Source organism: Neisseria sp. P0018.S001 (assembly GCF_051957355.1).
GTDB lineage: Bacteria > Pseudomonadota > Gammaproteobacteria > Burkholderiales > Neisseriaceae > Neisseria > Neisseria subflava_A.
Genome location: NZ_JBQCWN010000012.1, coordinates 36,760 through 59,615, shown reverse-complemented (window position 1 = coordinate 59,615; position 22,856 = coordinate 36,760). Strand labels below are relative to the sequence as shown.

Below are 22,856 nucleotides of genomic sequence, written 5' to 3'. Positions count from 1 at the left end.
TAATAAAACCATCAGGCGCGTTGTCCAGTGCCTCACGCTAGAGAAAGGCTTCCATGGCTAAGAAAAAACTCCCCATCTCCGGTTACGATTATGTAATGCCTAAACCGGACGCCGAAACCATCCGCAAGTCCATCGTTTACAAGCTGATTTTCATCTTGGGCGTAGATCCGAAGGAGGCAACTTCACACCAATGGCTCAACGCCGCCATGCTTGCCGCGCGTGACCTGATTGCGGAAGATTTCCTCAAAACACGCCGCGCCCACATCGATAACAGCAAACGCATGGTTTATTACCTGTCTATGGAATTCCTGCTTGGACGTTCGTTTGTCAACGCGCTGATTAACGAAGGCGTTTATGCCGAGTTTGAAGAAGCCTTCAAGCAACTGGGCAAAGAATTTGCCGATGTATGCGAACAAGAAGAAGATCCGGGTTTGGGTAATGGCGGTTTGGGCCGTCTGGCCGCCTGCTTCCTCGACTCTTTGGCAACCCTGCGCATTCCGGCCATGGGCTACGGTATCCGTTACCAATACGGTATGTTCAAACAAGAAATCGTGGATGGCCAACAAGTTGAAAAACCTGATTTGTGGCTCGACCAAGATTTGGCATGGCAATTTGCCCGTCCGAACAAACAATATTCCGTCCGTTTCGGCGGTCAAGTGTTGAACTTGGGCGACAAAAAAGAATGGCAGCCGAGCGAAGAAATTTCCGCTTGGGCATACGATGAAATCATTCCGGGCTATGGCGGTGAATGTGCCAACCCATTGCGTTTGTGGACTGCACACGCAGGCAACTTGTTTGACCTTGCCGACTTCAACCGAGGCGACTATGCCTCTGCCGTTCGCGCACAAAACAGCGACGAAAACATCTCACGCGTTCTGTATCCGAACGACTCTACCGATTCCGGCCGCGAATTGCGCCTGAAGCAAGAATACTTCTTGGTTTCCGCCTCCGTTCAAGACATTGTTGCCCGCCACAAATGCCGTTTCCCAAGCATCCGCACTTTGGCAGACGAAGTCGCCATCCACTTGAACGACACCCATCCGGTGCTCGCTATTCCTGAATTGATGCGCATCCTGATTGATGAAGAGGGCATCGCATGGACTGAAGCATGGAATATGTGTTGTAAGATTTTCTCTTACACCAACCACACATTGATGAGCGAAGCCTTGGAAACTTGGCAGGTTGACCTGATGGGCCGTCTGCTGCCGCGCCACTTGGACATCATCTTTGAAATCAACGCCTACTTCCTCAATGCCTTACGCGCCATCGGCAATTTCGACGACGACTTTGTCCGCCGCGTATCCATCATTGATGAAACCCACGGCCGTCGCGTCCGCATGGCATGGCTTGCCGTGATCGGTTCGCACAAAGTCAACGGCGTGGCAAAAATCCACTCCGATTTGATGACCACATCCATCTTTGCCGACTTTGCCAAAATATTCCCAGAACGCTTTACCAACGTAACCAACGGCGTAACCCCGCGCCGCTGGATCAACATCGCTAACCCGGGCTTGACCAAATTCTTGGACAAACATCTGGGCGACGAAGACTGGCGTCTGCATTTGGACAACCTGACCAAGCTCAACGACAAAGTAGACGATGCTTCCGTACAGGCAGAATTCGGTGAAGTGAAAAAAGCCGCCAAAGATCGCCTTGCCAAATACATCGAAACTGAGCTGGGTATCAAAGTTAACACCGATGCACTTTTCGACATCCAAATCAAACGTATCCACGAGTACAAACGTCAAGCATTGAACGTGATGCACATTGTCGACCGTTATAACAAAATCTTGGAAAACCCGGATTTCGATTGGCAGCCGCGTGTGTTCATCTTTGCCGGTAAAGCCGCTTCCGCCTATTACATGGCGAAGAAAATCATCCGACTGATTAACGACGTTGCCAAAGTCATCAACAACGACACCCGTATCCGCGACCTGATTAAAGTCGTTTACATCCCGAATTACAGCGTCAGCCTTGCCCAAATCATCATCCCAGCCGCCGATTTGCACGAACAGATTTCACTGGCAGGTACAGAAGCATCCGGTACCAGCAACATGAAATTCGCCCTCAACGGCGCAATCTGTATGGGTACACTGGACGGAGCGAACGTTGAGATTTTGGAAAAAGTCGGCGCGGACAACTGCTATATCTTCGGTAACACCGTCGAGCAAGTCGAAGAAATCCGCCGCAACGGTTATGACCCATTGAGCTATATCGAGCGAGACAGCGACCTGCGCCGCGTCGTCAACCAAATCAGCCAAGGCACTTTCTCTCCCGAAGAGCCAAACCGCTACAACGACGTGTTGCAACCATACGGCGACTTCTATCAACTGATGGCCGATTTCCGCAGCTACATCGACACGCAATACAAAGCGGACGAGCACTACCGCAACGTATCCGCATGGCGCAAATCAGCCTTGATCAACATCGCCAACATGGGCTTCTTCTCATCCGACCGCTCCATCGCCGACTACTGCCGCGATATTTGGTACATCAAACCATTGAGCGAAAAAGAATTGCCCAGCAGAAATTAAGCGTTGAGCAGATAGCGAAAGCCGATACATCGGAAAGGTGTATCGGCTTTTTTCAGACGGCATGAAATAGAAACGAGTAAAACAGTATGGTTGTATCGCTGTTTTAGTGTATTGCTAAATGACTCAATTTAAAATCGGTATTTAAAATTTAGTAGCCATTCATTCTGACGGTAGCGGTAATGTGCTGTATTGCTATGGGAGATTGAGCGTCTAAAACGAAATTCAGGATACACACCTTTAAGGTTCCACTGCGGAAAGCCTACAGCGGCTATCATGATGTATTGATTGTCGCGCCGCCGTCTGTTGTCGCTGACAAAACTTGCCGCGTCATAAAGACTGCGGCGATGAAGCAGGATGGCGTTGAGATAAGTACCGCTTGAAAAAAAACTATATGCGCCCAGCCGTGTTGCATATTCCTTGCTGGAAGAAGATTTTTCGGGATAGGCTTTGCGTGTTGCATCAAAATTGGCGAACAGGCCGCTTTGGGGTGTGAGAGAAAATTCTGCCCCTACGCCCAGTTCGTATTGCTTATAGTCGGCAAAATAATCTTTGTTTTGCCCACTGTATCCGGTCTTTTTTGCTCCGGCATGTGAGTTAATGCGCCAGCGAGGGGAGAGTGTGCGTGACCAGTCGACATCCGCGCCCCATGCGCGGTAGTGGGTGTGGCGGTTGCGGAAGTCGTATTCGAAATAGGGCAGCAGGGAAAAAGAGGAGCGTGCGTCGGCATAGGTGTATCCCGCGTACAGTGAACCGTTGTGATAGCCGTAATCCGGCATGGCCGCCGAATCTTTGTCTTTTTCCGTGTAGCGGTTGCCGTACAGCACGCCGCGCACCTGTACGCCGTGATGCCCTTTGAGCGGGATGGTTTTTTCGGCAGTCGCGCTATAGGATGAGAAGGTCGAATCCGTTGGCGCAGGCAGGGTGCGCTCCATCAGGCACATGCCCGCGATTTCCCACACGCATTGGCTGATGCCGTTGCCTTGGTTTACATTGCTGTTGTAGCCGTAGCCGAGGCTGATTTGGCCGTGCCAGCGGCGGCGTTTGCCCAGTTCGGATAGGTAGTTTTCCACGATGGGGCGGGTTTCAGCAGGAATATCTGTTTTCAGAACTTTTTCAAATGCGGCAGCGGACTCTTTGTTTTGGTTGTCTTCGGCATAAAACCGCCCCGCTTCGAGCAGTAGGCGTGGGTTGTCAGGTTCGGCTTCCAAGGCCGTCTGAAAACTGTTCCCCGCCGCGCGGAAATTCCCTTCGGCCCGTTTTTGCAGCGCATCGGCCAAATGAATCAGCGCGGGTTTGTGCTGCGACAGTTTGGCGTAGCGGGCGGCAAACTGTCGCACCTTGTGCCACTGCCGCGCGTTGAGGGCGTGGTAAATCGCACTTTCCAGTTCTTCCGCCGTATCGCCGACTTGGTAGATTTCACCATTTATCGAAATATAGCCGTCGTTTTCTTCCACTTTCTCGCGTGCCTGTTCCGTGTCCAGCCAGTCACTTTCTCGATATTGCTGCGTTTGGCGGCTGCTCTCATCCAGCAGGCGGCGGCGTTCATCTGCGGCATCGTTGGACGGAGCGGCAAGGCAGACCGTGCAGAGCAGTAGAAAAAGCAGGCAGAAGTGGTGTTTCATGGGATAGGGTCCTTTGGGCGGGGAGGCCGTCTGAAAGAAGTCAGATTCGATAAAACCAAAGCGGGATGCAGACTATGGTCAAGCTGCATCCCGTTGTATTCTTGACAATTTGGGCTTATTGTTTGCGACCGCCGAAGGCTACATCTTTATCTGCTCCTGCGCGATCCACGATACCGGCCAAGGCTTCCGCACTGTTGCCGTAGAAACGGCCGGTAATATGTTCGTTCACCTTGCCGTTGTCAAATGTGCCGTTGCTCCGAATATTGGTACCGGCGAAGTTTACACTGTCACCTGGACGGGAGATACTGCCTGTCAGTGAACCTGACCCTGTCCCGTAATTGGCGGTAAGTGTACCGGTGTAGAAATCGTTGCGACCGGGAGTGTGTTTGTTCATGCCCAATACATTGTATTTAGCATTAACGAGCTTCGGCATATTTCGGGTCGGATTGTCGCCTACATACCAAACGGTGCGTTTGCCGTCCGCCATATTCAAATCCGTACTGTTTTGTAGCGGATTGCCTTTGCGCGGTGCCCATTCGCCGAAGAACACGTTGCCGTCGTTGCCGTTCATACCCGGCACCTTGGCGATGACTAGGCCGCCGAACTTGGGTGCGGCGGGAATGGCCGGTTCAGCCATCTGGCGCACGCTGTACACTTCGGTGTTGTTGTGGCGGTTTTCATACCACACCTGTCCCAACGGCGGATTATAGAACCAGCCGATTACCGGTTTCACATCCTTTAAGGTCAGATAATGCGGATTGCGCGTGCCGTCCACATTGGCATAGGGGTCGTTGCCGTTAATCGGAACTTTCTGTGTGCCCTGTTTATATTTGATACCGATATGTTTAACCGGGCCGTTTTCCAGATTGATGGAGTTTGACCAACTATGGCCGTTGTCGGTACTGAATGCCAAGCCTGCCTTGCCTTTACCAAAAGGCTGACTGTCAGATTCCTTGGGGGAAACGACTTTCTTATTCGAACTATCACCAACTGGACCAGCGGCGGCCACACCGAAAACGCCGCACAGCGTCGCGGCCAACAGGGTTTGTTTGAAGATAGACATAATAAGTCTCCTTTTTAACATTAAGTGAATAACAACAAACATCCGCTTTATTGCCGCCGGCTGGCGGAAAAAACGGCAAAAAGCCTTCCCCTGCGGGGCGGTTTGGTTTGTGTATCCCTATGTCCGGCGCGTTTGCCGCGCCTGTCGTTATCCGTCCGGCTAAAATTTCGCCGTCAGCCCGAAAGTAACCGTCCGGCCCGGCCCGGGGGCGGGCACGTTGCTCATCGGGTCAAGGTAGTAGCGGTTGGTCAGGTTGGTGATGCCGAGATTGACGTTGAGGTTTTTGTGTACCTGATAGCGGCCGTACACGTCCCATGTCAGCGAGGGGTTCCAATGGTAGGGCTTGCCGGTGCTGTTGAAGATATGCCCCAAACCCCGCTTCAACAGTTGGTCGTATTGCTTGGTATTGACGCGGCTGTGGTAGATGCCGCGCAGGCCGAATTCGAGTTTCTCGCCCAAGGCGCGCATGCCTGCATCAAGGTTGACCGAATACTTCGGCTGCAGTGCCTGGTAGCCGCGCGTGCTGCCGTAGCCCCCTTCGATACAGATCGGCACGCCTTTGGTACCGTATGCATCGTAATCGAAGGCTGTGTCGCGGTCGCACATCTGCTGTTTCAGGCGGTAGGTTACACCTAGAGTGGCAAAGAAGCGGCCGCTGTCGATGCGGCTCTGCCATTCCAGCCCTGCGGTGTCCTTGCGGTCGTATTGCACGGTTCGGAAATGGTCGGTGGTCTCGATCACGTTCCGGATGCGGTTGCGGTAGTAGGTCAGGCGCATATCGCCTTGGCGCAGCCGGGCAAAGTGCGGTGCGAAGTTAAAGTTGTAGCCGATTTCCAGGCTGCGGCTGCGTTCCGGCTTGAAGCGGAAATTCGGTGCTTTGGGCGATCCGACATAGGCCAGGTCGTTGTAAAAGCTGCCGACTTCGTACACGCTGGGGAAGCGGGTCATCTGCGCGTAGCGCACGAACAGGCGGTTGTTGTCGGTCAGGTCGTAGCTGACGGCAACGGTCGGCGCCCAGGCATGGGCGCGTATCGGTTTGGGCTGCGCCCAGCGTTGTTCTTCGGTGTAGTGTTTGTTGATAACCTTATATTCTGAACCGGTATCATGACCATACTCGGGATAACCAATTATTGGATTAGATAATTTTCCCGTTTGGTAGTAATCAAGGCAGCTGTTTGCGTTACTTCTTATACAGCCCTCAGGATTCCCTATGCCTGCCAAATATTGGCCTGCCCAATATCGGTAATGTGCCTGATTCAATCCCTGCGGATTGGCAACCTTTTCCTGATAATTTTTCACAAAATCATGGAAATGTTCGGGCAACGAACCGCTGTCCAGCTTGCCGTTCACAAACGGCACATATACGGGGCGCACCCGGTACAGCGGATGATTTTGAGAATCATTATAATCTGTGCCGTCGCCATAAGCAAGCCCGTCGCTGCCGATATATTGATACTGGTCGTACATCTTATATTCCGAACTGTTGTAATATTTCGGCAGCTTATAGCGTGCGCCGTGCGCCTGCATGGCCCGGTCGGCAGCGGCGATGGCGGCGTCATCGCCTGACCGGCGGGCGCGCCGAAGCTGTTCGGCCACCGCATCCCAATCGCGCCGCTCCCGATCGCCCACCAGCTTGAAATACGGCAGGTATACGCCGTCCGAATAAGTGCCGCTGTCGCCGCCAGCCTGATAGCGCGGGTCGCGGCGGGCGCGGCCTTCGGCCAGGGCGGTGTCGAAGCCCCTGAAATTGTGGTATCGGATACCGGCGGAGATTTTCAGGCGGTCGGTGGCCTGCCAGTCGAATACCAAGTTGGTTCCCCATTCGCGCCGTTTGCCGCCGCGTGGGCCGGCGATTTTCGTCATGCCGGTAACCATGCCGGCCAGATTGAACAGGTCTTGCGAATTGACCACTTCCACTTCTTCTTCCAGCTTCTCGTTCTGATAGTCGGCGGACAGAGTCATGTTCAGGCGCGGATGCAGGCGGAAGCGGTTGCTGATATCGAAACCGGTGCGGCTGACGCGGGTTTTCTGCTCGGCGCCGGAGAGTACGCGGTATTGGCCGTTGTCGTTGGGCAGGATTTTCATCACTTCTTCTTTGCTCAAACCGTTGATGCCGTAATCGTCCAGCAGGCTGCCGCAGCTGCTGTAGTTGTCGGCATAATCGGGCGGAAGTTGTCCGCGTTTGGTACACCAGTACCAGGCATCGTAATAGGGGTCGGGGCGGGCGACAGACAAATCCATGCCGCCGCTCTGGTGGCGGGTGGAGTTGGTTTTGATGCGCCACAGGTTGGCCTGCAGGTCGACCCAACGGCTGTTTTCGGGCTTCCAGTCCCAGCCGAGTTTGTAGGTGTCGGTGCGGATAGAGGAATCGATACTTTGCATCTGCGGCGACAATGATCTGGGGCGGCTGCTGGGGTTGTGCTCTTCCATATTCATCACATAGGTGGCGTGGAAGGGGTTGATTTCGCCGAAGCGCACGTCGGTGCGCATATATTGCCAGCCGAGTTTATGGTTGCTAGGCAGATGCCAGTTGTTTTTCAGCAGCAGGGTTTTAGTCCTGATGTTGCTGTTGAACACTTCCACGCCGGGATGGTAGACCTTGGCCATATTGGGTACGAAGGTGGCGGAGTTTTTGCAGTCGAATTCGCTGCCGCCTTCATCGCCGCATTTTTGCAGGTCGTATACCGGATTGTGCAGGTAGCCTTCCGCACCCTTGGTGCCGGCAAAGTAGTTGCCCTTGTCGCGGTAGCTGTAGGCGGCCAGGCCGTCTGAAAGTTCGGTTTTGAAGGCGGCGGCGGCCATATAGCTGCGGTCGTTGCCGAAACGCCAATTGTCGCGGCCGCTTTTATGTTTGGGCGGGGTGAGGCCGTCGGCCACCAAGGCCTGCGGGCTTTGTTTGCCGGTATGCGGGTCGACGCCGCCGCCCGCGCCGTCGGCAGTCGCGCCGAAAGGCAGGGTTCGGTAGTCTTCCCAGCCCAGCCATTGGTTGAGGTTGTTGGCCTGTTTGTTGCTGTTGTTGGAGAACTCCGTTTTCAGTTGGAAGCCGAATTTTTTCCCTTCGGGGATGATGTCGGCGGCTTCGATGGTGCGGATGGTTACCGCGCCGCCGACGCCCGATTTCACGCCGCGCGTGAGGGCGGGGCTTTTTTCCACCGCGATGCTGCGGAATAGGGCGGGGTCGAGGTAGTTGCGGTCGCCCACGCCGTAGTTGTTCATCCATACGTCGATGGTTTGCTCTGTACCATCCACGGTAACGGTGATGCGGCCCTTGCCGGTGATGCCGCGTATATTGGGCGTAATCGCGCCGCCGGCGGTGCGGGTGTTCATGTTGTACACGCCGTTGAGGCCTTTGAGCACGTCGCCGGCGGATTGGACGCGGTAGCGTTCGAGGTATTCTTTGCCGACGTAGGCGTTGGAGACGTTTTTGTAATACACGTCGTCCGCGCCTTTTTGGTCGTTGGTACGTTTGCCACTGACAACAACGGTATCCAATTCTTGGTATTGTTCGGGTTGAGCTGAGGTTTCGATGACATTAGCAACGGTTAATGTACTGAATGCGCTGGCAAGGCTGAGAATGATTATTTTGGGTTTGGGAGTAAAAGCAGACATAGTTTCTCTTTGTTAAGAATTTAATATAAGAGGTTAAAATACTCTTTTATATAAAAAATATAAAATTTTTAAATATTATTAATATTTATCTAATAATTGATTATGCTTATCATTATTGAAATAATCTAATAAATAGTCTTTTCTATTGTGATTTTATTTGGATCATATTCAGATAAATAGAGATATGAAAAAGCCGTCTGAAAACTTTCAGACGGCTTTTTGTTTCATTTGCTTTGAGAGTTAATCAAGCAAGATTATTTTTCAGCTTCTTCAAAGCCGACGACTTCGAGGCCGAAGCCGGTGAGGCCGGTGAAGGATGACGGTTGGCCGAGGACGCGCAGTTTTTTGACGTTGAGGCCGGCGAGGATTTGTGCGCCTATGCCGTAGCTTTTGCTGTCCCATTTGTAGGCTTGGTTTGCACCTTTGGGCAGGGTGCGGTCGAGCAGGGTGGCGCCGTCTTCGGTACGGTGCAGGAGGATGACTACGCCGCTTTCGGCTTGTTGGATGCGCTCAAGGGCTTTGGGCAGCGACCATGAATGGCGCGGGTTGGCTTGGATGAAGTCCATGACGCTGAAGGGTTCGTGGACGCGGACGAGGGTTTCTTCGTCGGCGGAAGGTGTGCCTTTGACGAGGGCGAGGTGGGTTTCGCCGGAGAGTTTGTCGACGTAAACGTGTTGTTGGAACTCGCCCCATGGGGTTTGTACGGGTGCGTTGCCCATGTCTTCAAGCAGGCTTTCGGTACGGCTGCGGTATTCGATGAGGTCGGTAATGGTGCCGATTTTGAGGTTGTGTTCTTCGGCAAATTTCATCAGTTCGGGCATACGCGCCATGGTGCCGTCGTCGTTGATGATTTCGCAGATGACGGCAGCGGGAATCAGGCCGTTCATTTGTGCCAGATCGACGCCGGCTTCTGTGTGTCCGGCGCGGACGAGTACGCCGCCTTTTTGGGCGCGGAGTGGGAAGATGTGGCCGGGTTGGACGATGTCTTCGGGTTTGGCGGATGGGGAAACGGCGGTTTGAATGGTCAGGGCACGGTCGGCAGCGGAAATGCCGGTGGTAATGCCGTGGGCGGCTTCGATGGAGACGGTAAAGTTGGTGCCGTATTGCGCGCCGTTTTTCTGGGTCATCATGGGTAGGCCGAGTTTTTCGACCATTTCGCCGTCCATCGGCAGGCAGACCAAGCCGCGTGCATTTTTGATCATGAAGTTGATGGCTTCGGGGGTAACGAATTGGGCGGCCATCAGCAAGTCGCCTTCGTTTTCGCGGTCTTCAGCATCGGTGATGATGACCATTTTGCCGGCTTTGATGTCTGCTAGGATTTCGGGGATGGTGGAGATGTGGGACATGGTATTTCTTTCTTGGCTGATGGTGGGGGCGTGGCGGTCTTGGTGGTCTTGATCCAGCCACATGTCAGGCATATTGGCTGCCTGCTCGATTTTTCGGGCTTTTTTCTCGCCGAAAGATTTGTTTTTCAGCAGGGCGGACAGCTCGCCTTGGTTGATGGCGATGGCTTGTGCAAACTTGGTTTGCTGGCCGTTGTGGTGTTGTGTTATCCATTGCCGCAGGTTGTGGCGGCGCAGGTCGGTGGTATTCATGATGAGATGAAATTGAATTGTGTGTAATGGATTGTAGTCTTGTCTTTACCAAAAGGCAAACTTTGTTTGTTGAGATTTTTTATTACTTTTTGGTAATGAAATTTATTGTTTCAGACGGCCTGGGTATGGCTTGAAATTGACGGTTTTGGGAGAATATGGGGAATGTTTTGATGATTATTTTAACGGGGGATGTTTGAAATGAAAATGTTTGGGCGCGGATTGGTCGTGCTGGTGTTGTGTGCGCTGACGGCTGCGGGCGGCTGGTTTTATGCCCTGCATGGTCAGAACGAAGAACATCAGGTTTTGTCCCGTGAGGGGGTTTTGATGCAGATTAAGCAGATGAACCGCTTGGAAAGTACGGCATTTTATATCGATACGATTATCCGTACGGAGAAAAAAGGGGATTGGCGCAGGCTGTGGCAGGATTCGCAAAGCGGTATTTTTATTGTGCGCGGCAAGGTATTGGCTGGTTTGGATTTGGACAAGTTAGGCGCGGACAATGTCAATATTGTCGATGACAAGGTATTGATCAGTCTGCCGGCGGTGGAAATCTTGAGCGTGGATTTGGAAAATATCGAAGTGTACGATATTCAGACCGGCTCGTTTAATTTGCTGCCTATGGATAAGTCGGTATTTAAGACGGTGCAGGAAGAGGCGAAACGGCAGGTATTGCAAAGCGCATGCAAGGCTGAGATTTTGGAACATGCCAACCGTCAGGCGCAAATGCAGTTGGAAAACCTGTTTGCATTGACACAGACAAAAGTATCGGTTTATCCGGCTGCGGTAGGGAAGTGCGGTTAAATAGATTGCTTGAAAAGATAAGGCCGTCTGAAAAATTTTCAGACGGCCTTTGTTTCATTAAGCCATTATCCGCGTCGTAAAACGGCGGTATTGATGTATTTTTGAATACCGGTGGCAATGGCTTGGGCGCATTGTTGGCGGAATGATTCGCTGCCGAGCAGCTGCTCTTCGGTAGGGTTGGAGAGGAAGGCGGTTTCCACCAAAATAGACGGAACATCCGGCGCACGGAGGACAGCGAAGTTAGCCTCGTCAACGCGGCCTTTATGTAATTGGTTGAGTTTGCCCAATTCGGTCAAGACGGAATGGCCGAGCTTGCGGCTGTCGCGCAGGGTCGCGGTTTGGGTCATGTCCAAAATGGCGTTGTCGACATTGGAGTTGCCGCTGGTTTGTACGCCGCCGATGGCGTCGGCGTTGTTTTGGGTTTGGGCAAGGAATTTTGCCGCCGAGCTGGTCGCGCCTTTGGTATTGAGCATATATACGCCGGTACCGCGAGCGGACGGGCTGGTAAAGGCATCGGCGTGGATGGATACGAATACGTCGGCATTGCGCGCACGGCCTTTGGCAACGCGTACGCCCAATGGGATAAAGATGTCTTCGTTGCGCGTCATAAATACGTTGTAACCCAAGGCCTCGAGGCGTTTTTTGGTTTCGCGGGCGATGGAGAGTACGACGTTTTTTTCTTTGAGGCCGCTCGGGCCGATTGCACCGGGATCTTCGCCACCATGACCGGGATCGATCATAATCACGGGACGACGGTTGCCGCTGCTGCTGCGATTGCTTTTAGGGGCAGGGGTGTCGTATGCGATATTGGTATTTTGACGTTGTTTTGGGATATTGCCGTTGAGCAAGGCCATCATCGGGTCGTTGGCATCTGCGCCGTGCGGATAGAGGTCGATAACCAAGCGGTTTCTGAAGTTGCCGACGGGGGCGAGCGCAAAGACTTGCGGATGGGTGCTTTGTTTGAGGTCGATAACGATACGCACGGTATTGGGTGTATTTTGACCGGCGCGAATGCTGCGGATAAAAGGGTCGTTAGACAGCACTTTGCTGGAAATGCCTTGCAGGACGCTGTTGATTTCCGCTCCTTGAATATCCACGACCAACCGGCTGGGGTTGTCCAACATAAAATGTTGGTATTTCATCGAGTGGTTGCTCTCAAGGGTAACGCGTGTGTAGGCATTCGCCGGCCAAATGCGGACGGCAAGGAATTGCGCAGGAGAGGCCGGTTTGGCCAATGCGGCACCAACGGGCGTGAGGGTGAGAAACAGTCCTGTGCCTTGACGGAGAATGTGTCTTCTAGTTAATTTGACCATGATTCTAAACTTTTTCGGCCTTGGTTTGTGTGGGCGGAAAAGGTGCAGGTTCTGCCCTTATCGGTGTACGTCAATGTAATGGTAATGTCTGCCGGAGGCGTGAATTCCCCGCCTTGCTGCGGCCATTCGATGAGGCAGATGCTGTCAGGCGCAAACAATTCGTCCAAACCGGCATCTTCCCATTCCTCGGGCATGGTAAAGCGGTAGAGGTCGAAATGGTGGAGGGTGAATGTATCCAGCGGATAAGATTCGACAATGGTGTAAGTCGGGCTTTTGACTGCGCCCGTATGCCCCAGTCCGCGCAAAATCCCGCGTGTCAGCGTGGTTTTGCCTGCACCCAGCCCGCCTTCAAGGTAGATGGTCAGCGGAGCGGAAAGCTGCTTGCTCCATTCTTCACCCAGTTGCAGGGTTGCTTCTTCATCGGGCAGAAAACGGGTGTACAGTCCGTTTGAGTGCATGGAATAGGCCTTTTCGTTCAAAAGGCTTAATTATGATGGAATTGGCGGCGTTTGCAAACCTGATAGACGATAAAGTTAGATAAAGATAGTGTTGAGGCCGTCTGAAAACGGAATTCAGACGGCCTTTAATGTTAAAATGAAAATATCCCTCACAAAATTGCGAGACAGCTTATGCCTTTATCCATAGACGAACAATTATTGCCGCACCGCAATGCCATCGACAGCATCGATGCGGAAATTCTCCGTTTGCTCAACGAGCGCGCCGGTCATGCGCATGCTATCGGCGAATTGAAAGGGACAGGCGCGGTGTACCGTCCTGAACGGGAGGTGGCCGTTTTGCGCCGGATTCAGGATTTGAACCGCGGCCCTTTGCCGGACGAATCAGTCACCCGGCTGTTTCGCGAGATTATGAGCGAATGCTTGGCGGTGGAGCGTCCGCTGACGATTGCCTATTTGGGCCCGAAGGGGACATTTACCCAGCAAGCCGCCATCAAACATTTCGGCCACGCCGCATACACCATGGCGTGTACCACCATTGACAACTGCTTCAAACAAGTTGAAACGCGCCAAGCCGATTATTTGGTGGCGCCGGTAGAAAATTCGACCGAAGGCTCGGTAGGGCGCACTTTGGATTTGCTGGCCGTAACCGCATTGAAAGCCTGCGGTGAAGTGGTTGTCCGCATTCATCACAATCTGCTGCGTAAAGACAGCCACGAAATTGGCGGCATTACCAAAGTTTTTGCTCATGCCCAAGCCTTGGCGCAATGTAACGACTGGCTCGGCCGCAACCTGCCCAATGCGGAACGTATCGCCGTAGCCAGCAATGCCGAAGCAGCGCGTTTGGTTGCCGAATCCGACAGCCCGAATGTGGCCGCCATTGCCGGACGTATTGCCGCGGAAATTTATCAGTTGAGCTTTGCTGCCGAGTGTATCGAAGACGAACCGAACAACACCACGCGCTTCTTGGTGATGGGTCATCAAGAAACAGGCCGCAGTGGCAACGACAAAACCTCTTTGGTCGTATCCGCGCCCAACCGTGCCGGTGCCGTTACTTCTTTGTTGCAACCTTTCACCGAGTTGGGCATTTCCATGACCAAATTTGAAAGCCGCCCAAGCAAATCGGTTTTGTGGGAATACCTGTTCTTCATCGATATCGAAGGCCACCAAAGCGATGAAAATGTCCAAAAAGCCTTGCAGCTTTTGGGCGAACGCGCTTCCTTCGTGAAAGTTGTCGGCTCTTATCCGACTGTTGTTTTGTAAGGATTATTGGGTATCAAAGGCCGTCTGAAAAGTTTTCAGATGGCCTAAATTTATGTTCTCAATAGTTGCCATTTATGCAACATCATTGGCAGATTGATGTCAGTAAGTTTGCATGATTGGAAATGAACCCTCTATAATCCGAACGTTTTTAATATTTTCATGCAAAGAAAGGAGCAAGCCATGACACGCAATACTTCAATCCGCTCAATCACATTCTTTGCAGCCCAAGCGTCGGTCTGACTTTCGGATAACGCTTTTCGCATTCCATGTCGCCCGCTTCGGGCTGCTTTCCCTACGATTATCGGCTAGAAATCAGGCCGTCTGAACATTTCGCAGACGGTGGATACTTATTGTCATCTGTTGACGGTTTCTATCCGTTTTAAAGAAAGCATAAACACATGGGCAATTATCCCCATCATATTCAAATTATTGCCGATTCAAATACATGGATTGAAGGCAACGCTGTCGCACAGCTCGAAACCACCGCCCGATTACCGCATATGCTGCGCGTTGCCGGAATGCCGGATTTACACGCAGGGCGCGGTTATCCGGTTGGTGCGGCATTTTTCAGCGACCGTCATTTTTATCCTGCCCTGATTGGGAACGACATTGGTTGCGGTATGGCGTTTTGGCAGACCAATTTACGCGCAGCCAAACTCAAACCGGCCAAACTCGCCAAACAGCTGGGCAATATCGATACGCCGCTAGACAAAGACGAACAAGTCGATTTATTAGACGACGCTGTCGATATACGCCAATTTTCAGACGGCCTTGCCGTAGGTACGATTGGCGGCGGCAACCATTTTGCCGAGTTGCAAACCGTTGATAACGTTTATTGCGCCGATTTGCTTCCGACAGATTTCGATGAAAACCATCTGCAACTGTTGGTGCATAGCGGTTCGCGCGGATTGGGCCAGCAGATTTTGCAACGCCATATTGCCGCCTTTGGGCATCAAGGTTTGGCGGAAGAGGGCGAAGCGGCGGCAGCCTATCTTGCCGAACACCAAGCAGCCCTTGAATTTGCCAGCCTTAACCGCCGTTTGATTGCGGCCAGAATGCTTGACCGTTGGCGTGCAGAAGGAACATGCCTGCTCGATGTCCACCATAATTTTTTGGAGCAAACCGAGATTGACGGCATAACCGGTTGGCTGCACCGAAAAGGTGCAACGCCCACCGATAAAGGCTTGGTCATGATACCCGGTTCGCGCGGCGATTACAGCTACCTGGTTCAACCTGCCGAAGATTGCCAAATTTCGTTGAACACCTTGGCTCACGGCGCAGGTCGGAAATGGCAGCGCGGCGAATGCAAAGGCAGGCTGTCGCACAAATATACTGCCGACAGCCTGCGCCAGACCGAATTCGGCAGCGTAGTCGTTTGTCAGGATAAAACTTTGATTTTTGAAGAAGCGCCGCAGGCTTATAAAAGCATTGACAGCGTTATTGCCGCCATGAAAAACGCAGGTTTGATTGAATTGGTCGCGCGGTTTAAACCTGTTTTGACTTATAAAACCGGCGGCGAGTGTGGAGCGTAAAGATGAAACAGAATACACCAGTGATTTATCTGCAAATTTCCACCGCGCAAGGGCCGGCAGAGTGCCGTATATTTGCCCGTTTCGTCTTGGGCAAATTGCTTGCCGAAACCCAAGCAAAAGACATTGATGCCGAACTTATTACCGAAACCGCCGATAAGCACGGCATTTTGTCGGCAACGCTCAAGTTGGAAGGGCGGAAAGCCGAAAGCTTGGCACAAACTTGGCAGGGGACGCTCCAATGGATATGTCCTAGCTCTGTCCGCCCGAAACATCCGCGCAAAAATTGGTATATAGGCGTTTTCCGCCTGCCCGATATGCCGCAGATGTATGAAATGCCATCTGAAAACGGAATCGAGTTTCAAACCTGTCGTTCGGGCGGCAAGGGTGGGCAACACGTCAATAAAATCGAAAGCGCCGTCCGCGCTACCCATAAAGAAAGCGGCATTTCCGTGTGGGTCGAGAGCGAACGCAGCCAGCATGCCAATAAAAAATTGGCGGTAATGTTATTGGCGCAAAAGCTGGCAGAGCATCATGCCGGACAGGCAGGAAATTTTGCGCAGGAGCAGCACACGCAACTCTATCAAGTTGAGCGCGGCAATCCGAAAAGGACGTTTGTCGGAGCGACGTTTAAGGAGAAGTAATTTGCCTGTCGGATAAACAGGCATAGTGAAAACATAAACCAAAGGCCGTCTGAAAACTTTCAGACGGCCTTTTATCAGTTTATCGATTAGCGTTCGCTCAACGCTTGTTTCATACGCGTAATCGGTTTGATCAGGTATTGGAAGATGGTTTTTTCACCGGTTTTGATGTCTACCGTTGCAACCATACCCGGAATAATCGGCATCGGTTTGCCGTTTTTGTCTTTCAGGGAGTTGTTTTCGGTTTGGACGAGAACGCGGTAATAAACTTGGTTCGGGTCAAGTTTTAAGTCGTTGGCACGGTTTTGCATAGAGTTGCTGACGGTATCGGCGCCGACGAGGGTAACTTTGCCTTCTAAACCGCCGTAGATGGAGTAGTCGTATGCGCTGACTTTAACCAATGCAGGTTGGCCTGCGCGGATAAAGGCGATGTCTTGCGGACGGATATAGGCTTCGACCAGCAGTTTGTCATCAACCGGGACGATTTGCATGATGTCTTCGCCTGCGTTCACAACGCCGCCGATGGTGGTGACTTTTATGCCTTTGACGATGCCGCGCATAGGGGCGCGGATTTGCGAGCGTTCAACCGGGTCGGCACGCATGGCAACGTTTTCTTTGGATTGCGCCAGTTCGGATTCGGCTTGCAAGAGTTCGTTGTTGGCATCGGCTTTGTAGCGGTTGCGGCGTTCAGAGATTTGGGTGGCCAAGTCTGCGGAATCGCGGCGCATTCTTAAAAGTTCGACTTCGGAAACATAACCTTCGGAAACAAGAGGAGCAGTAATGGCAATCTCTCGATCAAGTGCGGCCTTGCTTTGGGATAGGCCGTTGATGGCATCCACCATGACTTGGCGGCGTGCTTTGTAGGCGGCGATTTCGCGACGGCGAAGCTCGGGACCCACGCTGTCAGGGAAGGAGAGCTTGGTTCCGTAGGCTTCAGCTTTAAGGCGGGCAATAGTGGCTTCGAGGTTTGCGACTTTGGCTTCGCTTTCGCGCAAAACGGCGGAGCTGCGTGTGTCGTCGAGTTTCATCAGAATCTGATCTTTCTCGACCATATCTCCTTCTTTAACCATGATTTCGGTTACGATGCCGGGATCCAGGCTTTGGATTACTTGCTCACGGCTGCTGGGAATGATATTGCCGTTGCCACGGGTAACTTCTTCGACAGGGCTGTTGTAAGCCCAAATAACGAAGACAATCATCAGAATAAAAAACAGGATGATGACAATAAACTGGCCACTGTGTTTTTCTTTTTGAAGGGCGGCGTTGAGGTCGTTGATAAGGTCGAGATCTTTGGATTTGACGTTGTTTTCGCGGCTCATAATCGTGTGTCTTTATTGTGTTTGGTGGATTTTAACCATTAGGGCAGGCTGTTTGAAAGGGTAAGTAGGTTTCAGACGGCCTTTTGCTTTATCGTGCTGCTGATTGAGAGGCAGCAGCTTGTTGCTGTTGTTTGACGTTGGCTGCTTTGGCTTGTTCGTTTTGCATGAGTTTTTGCAATACCAAGTCACGTGGGCCGTCCATCACGACTTTACCATTGTCCATCACAATGATGCGGTTGACGATTTGCAGCACTTGCGGACGGTGGGTCACCAAAAGCATGGTACGGTTGCGGCCCCATTGGGCAATGGCATTAAGCGCCATGCGTTCGGTAGCTTGATCCAGGCTGGTGGTCGGCTCATCCAGCAGGACGACTTTTGGGTTGCGCAAGGTCATGCGCGCCAAGGCGATGATTTGTTTTTGACCTCCGGACAAGCCTAAGCCGTCTTCACCCAGAGGCATATCCAAACCGCGCGGATGGTTGCGGATGATTTTGTCGAGGCCGAAGCGGTTGAGCGCAGTCAGTAAGTCTTGGTCGGTAGAGTAGCTGCCGGTACGCGCCAAGTCCATGTTTTCACGCAATGTACCGAGGAACAGGCGTGGCGATTGGCTTAACAGTAGGACTTGATCGCGCAGGAAGTTGGGATCAAGCTGGCGCATATCGACGCCGTCAAGGGTAACGTTGCCTTTTTCAGTGTCGTACAGACCGCTCGCCAGTTTGAGCATGGTGCTTTTACCGCTGCCGATACGGCCTAAAATACCGACTTTTTCGCCCGGTTTGATGGTCAGGCGCAAATCTTCGACGGCGCTGTTGTTGTCGGCTTGATATTTGAACGATACGTTTTCAAAGGTAATACTGCCTTGAACGTTGTCTAAAGTAATGTATTTGCGTTCCGGATTTCGCTCGATAGGGCGGGTAACGATGTCGTTTACGCCTTTAAGGGCAAGTTTGGCCTGTTGAAAGCGGGTCGCCAGACCGGCGATTTGTGCCAACGGCGCCAAGGCGCGGCCGGACAGAATCACGGAGGCAATCAAAGCACCCATGGTAATTCGTTCTGCATGGTTGTCGGCATGAATCAAATAGGTACCGACAACAACCAAGAAGACGGTATTGAGCTGCTGCATGGCAACGGCGAAGTTGACCATGAAGTTGCTGGTGTCTTTGACTTTGATGGAAGAAGCGGAAGTTTTGGCGGTGTATTCGTCCCAGCGTTGTTGCGCCCAAGATGTGGCGTTGTTGGTTTTCAGGGTTTCGATGCCTTCGATGGCTTCAACGGCAAGGCCGGAGCGTTGCGAACCTTCTTTCATCGATTCGTTGATGTGGCGGGAGAGCGGGCGTTGTACGACAAAACCGACAATCACGACAATCGGAATGATGGTCAGGGGAACGAGTGCCAGTTTGCCGCCGACCATGGAAATCACGAAGATAAACAGCAACAGGAAAGGCAAGTCGACGATGGTCAACAAGCTGGCACTGGTCATGAACTCGCGCACGGCTTCAAATTCGCGCAAATTGCTGGCGTATGAACCGGAGGAAGCGGGACGGTCTGCCAGACGCAATGCCATCACGCGGCGGAACAGGGCGGAGCTGATGATTAGGTCGGCCTTTTTACCGGCAATATCGGTCAAGTGGCCGCGAATCATCTTGGCGGCAAATTCAAATAAAATCGCCAAGACCACGCCGATGCTCAATACCCACAAGGTTTCATAGGCTTGGTTGGGAATCACGCGGTCGTACACGTTCATCACATACAGGGAGCTGACGAGCGCGAGGAAGTTGATGATGATGGTGGCCAAGATGACTTGGTAGTAGTAGCTGCGGAAACGCCAAATGACTTTCCAAAACCATGCTTTGGGCAAATGGTATTCAGGCAGCTCCGAGCGCATATCGGTAGCCATTTTGGGTTTGATAAACCAGCAGTAGCCCAAATACAGGCCGGAGAGCTGCTCGTGGCTGAGTTCTTGTTCCAAACCGTCAACTTGGCGGATATGGTATTTGCGCTCTTGGCCGGAACCTTCGATTTGGGTGATGACCGCTGCCTCTTCGTTGTGCAGGATAATCATGACCGGCACGGCGAGCGAGGGGATGTCTTCCAAATTGCGTTTGGATAAGGTGTTTTCAAAGCCGTGGCTGCGCAGGACTTCGACCAGCGAGTGATAGTTGACCTTGAGCTTTTTGTCGCGCACGACTTCGGCAGACAAAGCGGCTTCGGATACGGGCGCACCCAAAAGGCGGGTCACTAAAACGATGTGTTCAATGATGGCTTTCATATTTTTTCGCGTAATGTTTTTGATTTAACCGGCGGATATGGCTTTATTTTTTTGCCAAACCGACCCAAGCGGAGATTTTGGCCTGAGTATTTAAATAGTCGAGTGCCGCATCGCGGAAATCGTTGCGGGCGGCAACGTAATCCTGCTCGATGGAGGATAACTCGCTGTATGCGCTCAAAACGTCGGTCAGCGTACGTCTTGCAACTCTAAATTGCATTTCATAGGCTTTGATAACATCTTTTTGAGCAAGAATATGTTGAGCTGTTAATGCGGTGCGCTGTTCGCTTTCCTGCATATCGATGGCGGAAGTTTGAACGCGTTCGTTCATGTCGCGCAGGATTTGTTCGGACTTGGCTTCTGCGGCAATCAATGATTTGGCATTGCGTTCCACATTGTGTCTTGCGGCAATATCCAGCACATTCCATGCAACGTTTAAATAAAGCTGTCTGGTGTTGCGCGTTGCACTGCCTTCCAAATTGAGGGCAGGCAGGCGTTCGGCTTTGGAAGCATCCAAATCGGCACGGACGCTGTCGCGTTCGGCTAATTGTGCCTGATAGGACGGATTGTTGTTGCGGTTGGGGTTGTTAAAGCGTTCGCTGATGGATTTCGCCGTGTCGTTTTTAAACGGATCTTCCAAATCGTTGGCGGTCAGTTGGCGCGAGGTATAGCGGGACAGGCGGCTCAGAGCCAAATCCATGGTGCGGCGTTGTTGGGCGATAATGTTGGCTACTTGCAGCTGGCGTGCGCGCGCTTCAATCAGTTCAAAGTGGCGGCCGGCATCCTGTTTGACAATTGTGGTCAGGGTTTTTATGAGGGCGTTATGGCGCGCCAAAGTCTGTTCGTTGAGGATCAGGGTTTCTTTTGCGCGCAATGCGCTCAGGTAGAGGCGGCCGATATCGCTGCCCAGCTGCTCTTGGCTTTCGGTGTATTTGTGTTGATAGTATTCTTCGCGGCTGCGGTCGCGGCGGACGGCGGCTTCAATCGCACCCCATGAGTAGATGTTTACGCTGCCGCGCACGCCGATACCGTCATCCATGTCGTTACTGTTGTATTTATTGTGTTGCGCCAGCACTTTCGTGCCGGTCAGGGTAACGACAGGATAATGGCGCGCACGCGTGGCTTTGGTCGTGCTTTGCGCAGCTTCTTGAGTGGCTTTGGCTTCACGCACAATCGGATCGCTGATTAAAGCGTCCCTGAGGATGTCTTGCAGGCTGTATGCAGAGGCCGTCTGAAACGGCAACAGACAGCAGGCGACGGCAACGGCCGATGACAATAAACGGGGCTTTGTGGGGGAAGAATAAATATGCGACATGATTTTTAACCAAATGATTTATATATTATCGTTGTCCGTATCGGGTATCGCCTGAGGCATGACCGGGCGAATTTTGAACGAGAACACATACATTTACAAAGCATAGAGCATTTTTTCCAGCTTTTCACAATATTCTGATGAAAGGTCAAGATACATGCCTTAAAGTATATTATTGCAGAGCGCGACTATCGTTTCTAATGATTTTAATGTAAAAAATCTATTAAAAAGGCCGTCTGAAAGGATTTCAGACGGCCTTTTTCAACCTTAATCCTTACGTTGCAATACAGCGGCAAAGAAGCCGTCGGTTTGGTGTTCTCCGGAGTTGAGGCGCAGGTATTTTCCGGTATTCAAATCGACCTTCAGGTTTTGCAGCAGTTCGGCGCCGTTAACGAGTTCAAATTCAGGATGCTCGGACAGGAAACGTTCGACTTGCAGCTCGTTTTCTTCCGGCAACACGCTGCAGGTGGCGTAAACCAAACGGCCTTGCGGTTTCACCAGTTTGGAAGCGGCATCGAGGATGCTGTGTTGCTGTTCCAAAAGGTTGGCCACGGTCTCTGCGGATTGGCGGTATTTAAGGTCGGGATTGCGGCGTAAAGTACCCAAACCGGAGCAGGGCGCGTCCACCAACACACGGTCTGCTTTGCCTGTTAGTCGGGCGATACGGGTATCGTGTTCGCTGCTGATGCGTTCGGGATGGATGTTGGTCAGTCCGGCGCGGGTCATGCGCGGTTTGAGGTTGGCAAGGCGTTTTTCGGCGATGTCGAAGGCGTAGATTCTGCCTTTATTGGCCATTTGCGCACCGACAGCCAAGGTTTTACCGCCGGCGCCGGCACAGAAATCGACAATGATTTCGCCGCGTTTTGCGCCCACCAATAAGGCAAGCAGCTGGCTGCCTTCGTCTTGGACTTCCAGCGTGCCGTCCAAAAACAGCTCGTGTTTGTTAAGCGCGATTTTGTTTTTCAGGCGGATGCCCCAAGGCGAATAAGGCGTTGCCTCTGCATCGGCACTTTCGGCTTGCAACAATGGCAGCACTTTATCGCGTTTGCCTTTCAAAGTATTGACGCGGATGTCGAGCGGGGCAGGTTGGTTGATGCTGCGGCCGAAGGCGAGGATTTCTTCTTCGCTCCAATGCTGTTGCAGCTGTTCTACCAGCCATTGCGGCAATTCTGCGGCCGTATTCAGGCCGTCTGAAAACTCGGTTTTACGGGCTTTCAAATTGCCGAGGAACTCTGTTTCTTCTTCATCAAGCAGGTCTTTGATTTGGCTGATGTTGGTACTTCTGCCGAGAATCAGTGCGGCGAGAGCGGCTTTGCGCGGCTGCGCGTGCGGACGGCGCAGGGCAGTGCTGATTTTTTGATAGTGGCGCAGCGCGGCAAAGGCGGTTTCGGCGATTTCGTGGCGATCTTGACGGCCGAGCTTTTTGTGTTCGCGGAAATAGGCGGAGAGGACAGCATCGGAAGGCTGTTTGAAAGTCAGCATTTCAGCCAAAACTTTGGCGGTATGGTCGAGTTGTGCGGCGTTCATAATGTAA

At 52.3% G+C, this 22,856-nt stretch carries 15 protein-coding genes; 5 read left to right on the top strand and 10 right to left on the bottom strand.

Going from position 1 to position 22,856, the window contains the following annotated elements:
• The first annotated feature begins 53 nt into the window (after nt 1–53).
• Entirely contained in the window at nt 54–2,534 is a 2,481-nt protein-coding gene (locus ACTHTJ_RS08840; RefSeq protein WP_070585772.1) for a glycogen/starch/alpha-glucan phosphorylase, read from the top strand.
• Nucleotides 2,535–2,662: 128 nt separating this feature from the next.
• Here ACTHTJ_RS08840 and ACTHTJ_RS08835 read toward each other — a convergent pair whose 3' ends face one another.
• The 4 genes from ACTHTJ_RS08835 to ribBA form a co-directional block, all read right to left on the bottom strand.
• Entirely contained in the window at nt 2,663–4,156 is a 1,494-nt protein-coding gene (locus tag ACTHTJ_RS08835) for a surface lipoprotein assembly modifier (RefSeq protein WP_070585771.1), read from the bottom strand.
• A gap of 115 nt (nt 4,157–4,271) precedes the next feature.
• Nucleotides 4,272–5,219, bottom strand: a complete 948-nt coding sequence (locus ACTHTJ_RS08830; protein WP_070585770.1) for a Slam-dependent surface lipoprotein — start codon at nt 5,217–5,219, stop codon at nt 4,272–4,274.
• Nucleotides 5,220–5,378: 159 nt separating this feature from the next.
• Nucleotides 5,379–8,828: a TonB-dependent receptor domain-containing protein gene (locus ACTHTJ_RS08825; RefSeq protein ID WP_070585769.1), complete on the bottom strand. Its 3,450-nt coding sequence runs from the start codon at nt 8,826–8,828 to the stop codon at nt 5,379–5,381.
• Nucleotides 8,829–9,082: 254 nt separating this feature from the next.
• Nucleotides 9,083–10,423 carry a bifunctional 3,4-dihydroxy-2-butanone-4-phosphate synthase/GTP cyclohydrolase II gene (ribBA, locus tag ACTHTJ_RS08820; RefSeq protein WP_070585768.1) on the bottom strand — a complete coding sequence of 447 codons (1,341 nt, stop codon included), beginning with the start codon at nt 10,421–10,423 and terminating at the stop codon, nt 9,083–9,085.
• Nucleotides 10,424–10,612: 189 nt separating this feature from the next.
• On the opposite strand from ribBA, the gene ACTHTJ_RS08815 reads away from it, so the two are divergent.
• Nucleotides 10,613–11,224: a DUF4230 domain-containing protein gene (locus ACTHTJ_RS08815; RefSeq protein WP_083297223.1), complete on the top strand. Its 612-nt coding sequence runs from the start codon at nt 10,613–10,615 to the stop codon at nt 11,222–11,224.
• Nucleotides 11,225–11,289: 65 nt separating this feature from the next.
• Here ACTHTJ_RS08815 and ACTHTJ_RS08810 read toward each other — a convergent pair whose 3' ends face one another.
• Both ACTHTJ_RS08810 and tsaE read right to left on the bottom strand, forming a co-directional pair.
• Nucleotides 11,290–12,537, bottom strand: a complete 1,248-nt coding sequence (locus tag ACTHTJ_RS08810; protein WP_070585767.1) for an N-acetylmuramoyl-L-alanine amidase — start codon at nt 12,535–12,537, stop codon at nt 11,290–11,292.
• A complete protein-coding gene (tsaE, locus tag ACTHTJ_RS08805) occupies nt 12,525–12,995 on the bottom strand; it encodes a tRNA (adenosine(37)-N6)-threonylcarbamoyltransferase complex ATPase subunit type 1 TsaE (protein ID WP_070585766.1) in 471 nt (156 codons plus the stop codon). Before tsaE ends, ACTHTJ_RS08810 begins: the two co-directional genes overlap by 13 nt.
• 171 nt (nt 12,996–13,166) lie before the next feature.
• Here tsaE and pheA point away from each other — a divergent pair, with 171 nt between their 5' ends.
• From pheA to prfH, 3 genes are all read left to right on the top strand, one after another.
• Entirely contained in the window at nt 13,167–14,255 is a 1,089-nt protein-coding gene (gene pheA / locus ACTHTJ_RS08800) for a prephenate dehydratase (RefSeq protein WP_070585765.1), read from the top strand.
• Nucleotides 14,256–14,653: 398 nt separating this feature from the next.
• The gene (locus ACTHTJ_RS08795; RefSeq protein ID WP_440360922.1) at nt 14,654–15,787 is read left to right on the top strand and encodes an RNA ligase RtcB family protein; all 1,134 of its coding nucleotides are present in this window, start codon (nt 14,654–14,656) and stop codon (nt 15,785–15,787) included.
• Nucleotides 15,788–15,789: 2 nt separating this feature from the next.
• Nucleotides 15,790–16,428, top strand: a complete 639-nt coding sequence (gene prfH, locus ACTHTJ_RS08790; protein WP_083297222.1) for a peptide chain release factor H — start codon at nt 15,790–15,792, stop codon at nt 16,426–16,428.
• 86 nt (nt 16,429–16,514) lie between these two features.
• Here the strand turns inward: prfH and ACTHTJ_RS08785 are convergent, their stop codons facing one another.
• From ACTHTJ_RS08785 to ACTHTJ_RS08770, 4 genes are all read right to left on the bottom strand, one after another.
• Nucleotides 16,515–17,744 carry an HlyD family type I secretion periplasmic adaptor subunit gene (locus tag ACTHTJ_RS08785; RefSeq protein ID WP_070461464.1) on the bottom strand — a complete coding sequence of 410 codons (1,230 nt, stop codon included), beginning with the start codon at nt 17,742–17,744 and terminating at the stop codon, nt 16,515–16,517.
• Between the two features lie 88 nt (nt 17,745–17,832).
• Nucleotides 17,833–20,013, bottom strand: coding sequence for a type I secretion system permease/ATPase (locus ACTHTJ_RS08780; RefSeq protein ID WP_070585764.1), 2,181 nt, complete (start codon nt 20,011–20,013; stop codon nt 17,833–17,835).
• Between the two features lie 43 nt (nt 20,014–20,056).
• Entirely contained in the window at nt 20,057–21,286 is a 1,230-nt protein-coding gene (locus tag ACTHTJ_RS08775; protein WP_070585798.1) for a TolC family protein, read from the bottom strand.
• Nucleotides 21,287–21,589: 303 nt separating this feature from the next.
• Nucleotides 21,590–22,849: an RsmB/NOP family class I SAM-dependent RNA methyltransferase gene (locus ACTHTJ_RS08770; RefSeq protein ID WP_070585763.1), complete on the bottom strand. Its 1,260-nt coding sequence runs from the start codon at nt 22,847–22,849 to the stop codon at nt 21,590–21,592.
• Between the last annotated feature and the right edge of the window lie 7 nt (nt 22,850–22,856).

Excerpts from the sequence above, each read along its gene's own strand:
- ACTHTJ_RS08840 (WP_070585772.1), top strand. The coding sequence starts at position 54 with ATGGCTAAGAAAAAACTCCCCATCTCCGGTTACGATTATGTAATGCCT.
- ACTHTJ_RS08815 (WP_083297223.1), top strand. The coding sequence starts at position 10,613 with ATGTTTGAAATGAAAATGTTTGGGCGCGGATTGGTCGTGCTGGTGTTG.
- ACTHTJ_RS08830 (WP_070585770.1), bottom strand. The coding sequence starts at position 5,219 with ATGTCTATCTTCAAACAAACCCTGTTGGCCGCGACGCTGTGCGGCGTT.
- ACTHTJ_RS08810 (WP_070585767.1), bottom strand. The coding sequence starts at position 12,537 with ATGGTCAAATTAACTAGAAGACACATTCTCCGTCAAGGCACAGGACTG.
- pheA (WP_070585765.1), top strand. The coding sequence starts at position 13,167 with ATGCCTTTATCCATAGACGAACAATTATTGCCGCACCGCAATGCCATC.
- ACTHTJ_RS08835 (WP_070585771.1), bottom strand. The coding sequence starts at position 4,156 with ATGAAACACCACTTCTGCCTGCTTTTTCTACTGCTCTGCACGGTCTGC.
- ACTHTJ_RS08770 (WP_070585763.1), bottom strand. The coding sequence starts at position 22,849 with ATGAACGCCGCACAACTCGACCATACCGCCAAAGTTTTGGCTGAAATG.
- ACTHTJ_RS08785 (WP_070461464.1), bottom strand. The coding sequence starts at position 17,744 with ATGAGCCGCGAAAACAACGTCAAATCCAAAGATCTCGACCTTATCAAC.
- ACTHTJ_RS08780 (WP_070585764.1), bottom strand. The coding sequence starts at position 20,013 with ATGAAAGCCATCATTGAACACATCGTTTTAGTGACCCGCCTTTTGGGT.
- ribBA (WP_070585768.1), bottom strand. The coding sequence starts at position 10,423 with ATGAATACCACCGACCTGCGCCGCCACAACCTGCGGCAATGGATAACA.
- prfH (WP_083297222.1), top strand. The coding sequence starts at position 15,790 with ATGAAACAGAATACACCAGTGATTTATCTGCAAATTTCCACCGCGCAA.
- tsaE (WP_070585766.1), bottom strand. The coding sequence starts at position 12,995 with ATGCACTCAAACGGACTGTACACCCGTTTTCTGCCCGATGAAGAAGCA.
- ACTHTJ_RS08795 (WP_440360922.1), top strand. The coding sequence starts at position 14,654 with ATGGGCAATTATCCCCATCATATTCAAATTATTGCCGATTCAAATACA.
- ACTHTJ_RS08825 (WP_070585769.1), bottom strand. The coding sequence starts at position 8,828 with ATGTCTGCTTTTACTCCCAAACCCAAAATAATCATTCTCAGCCTTGCC.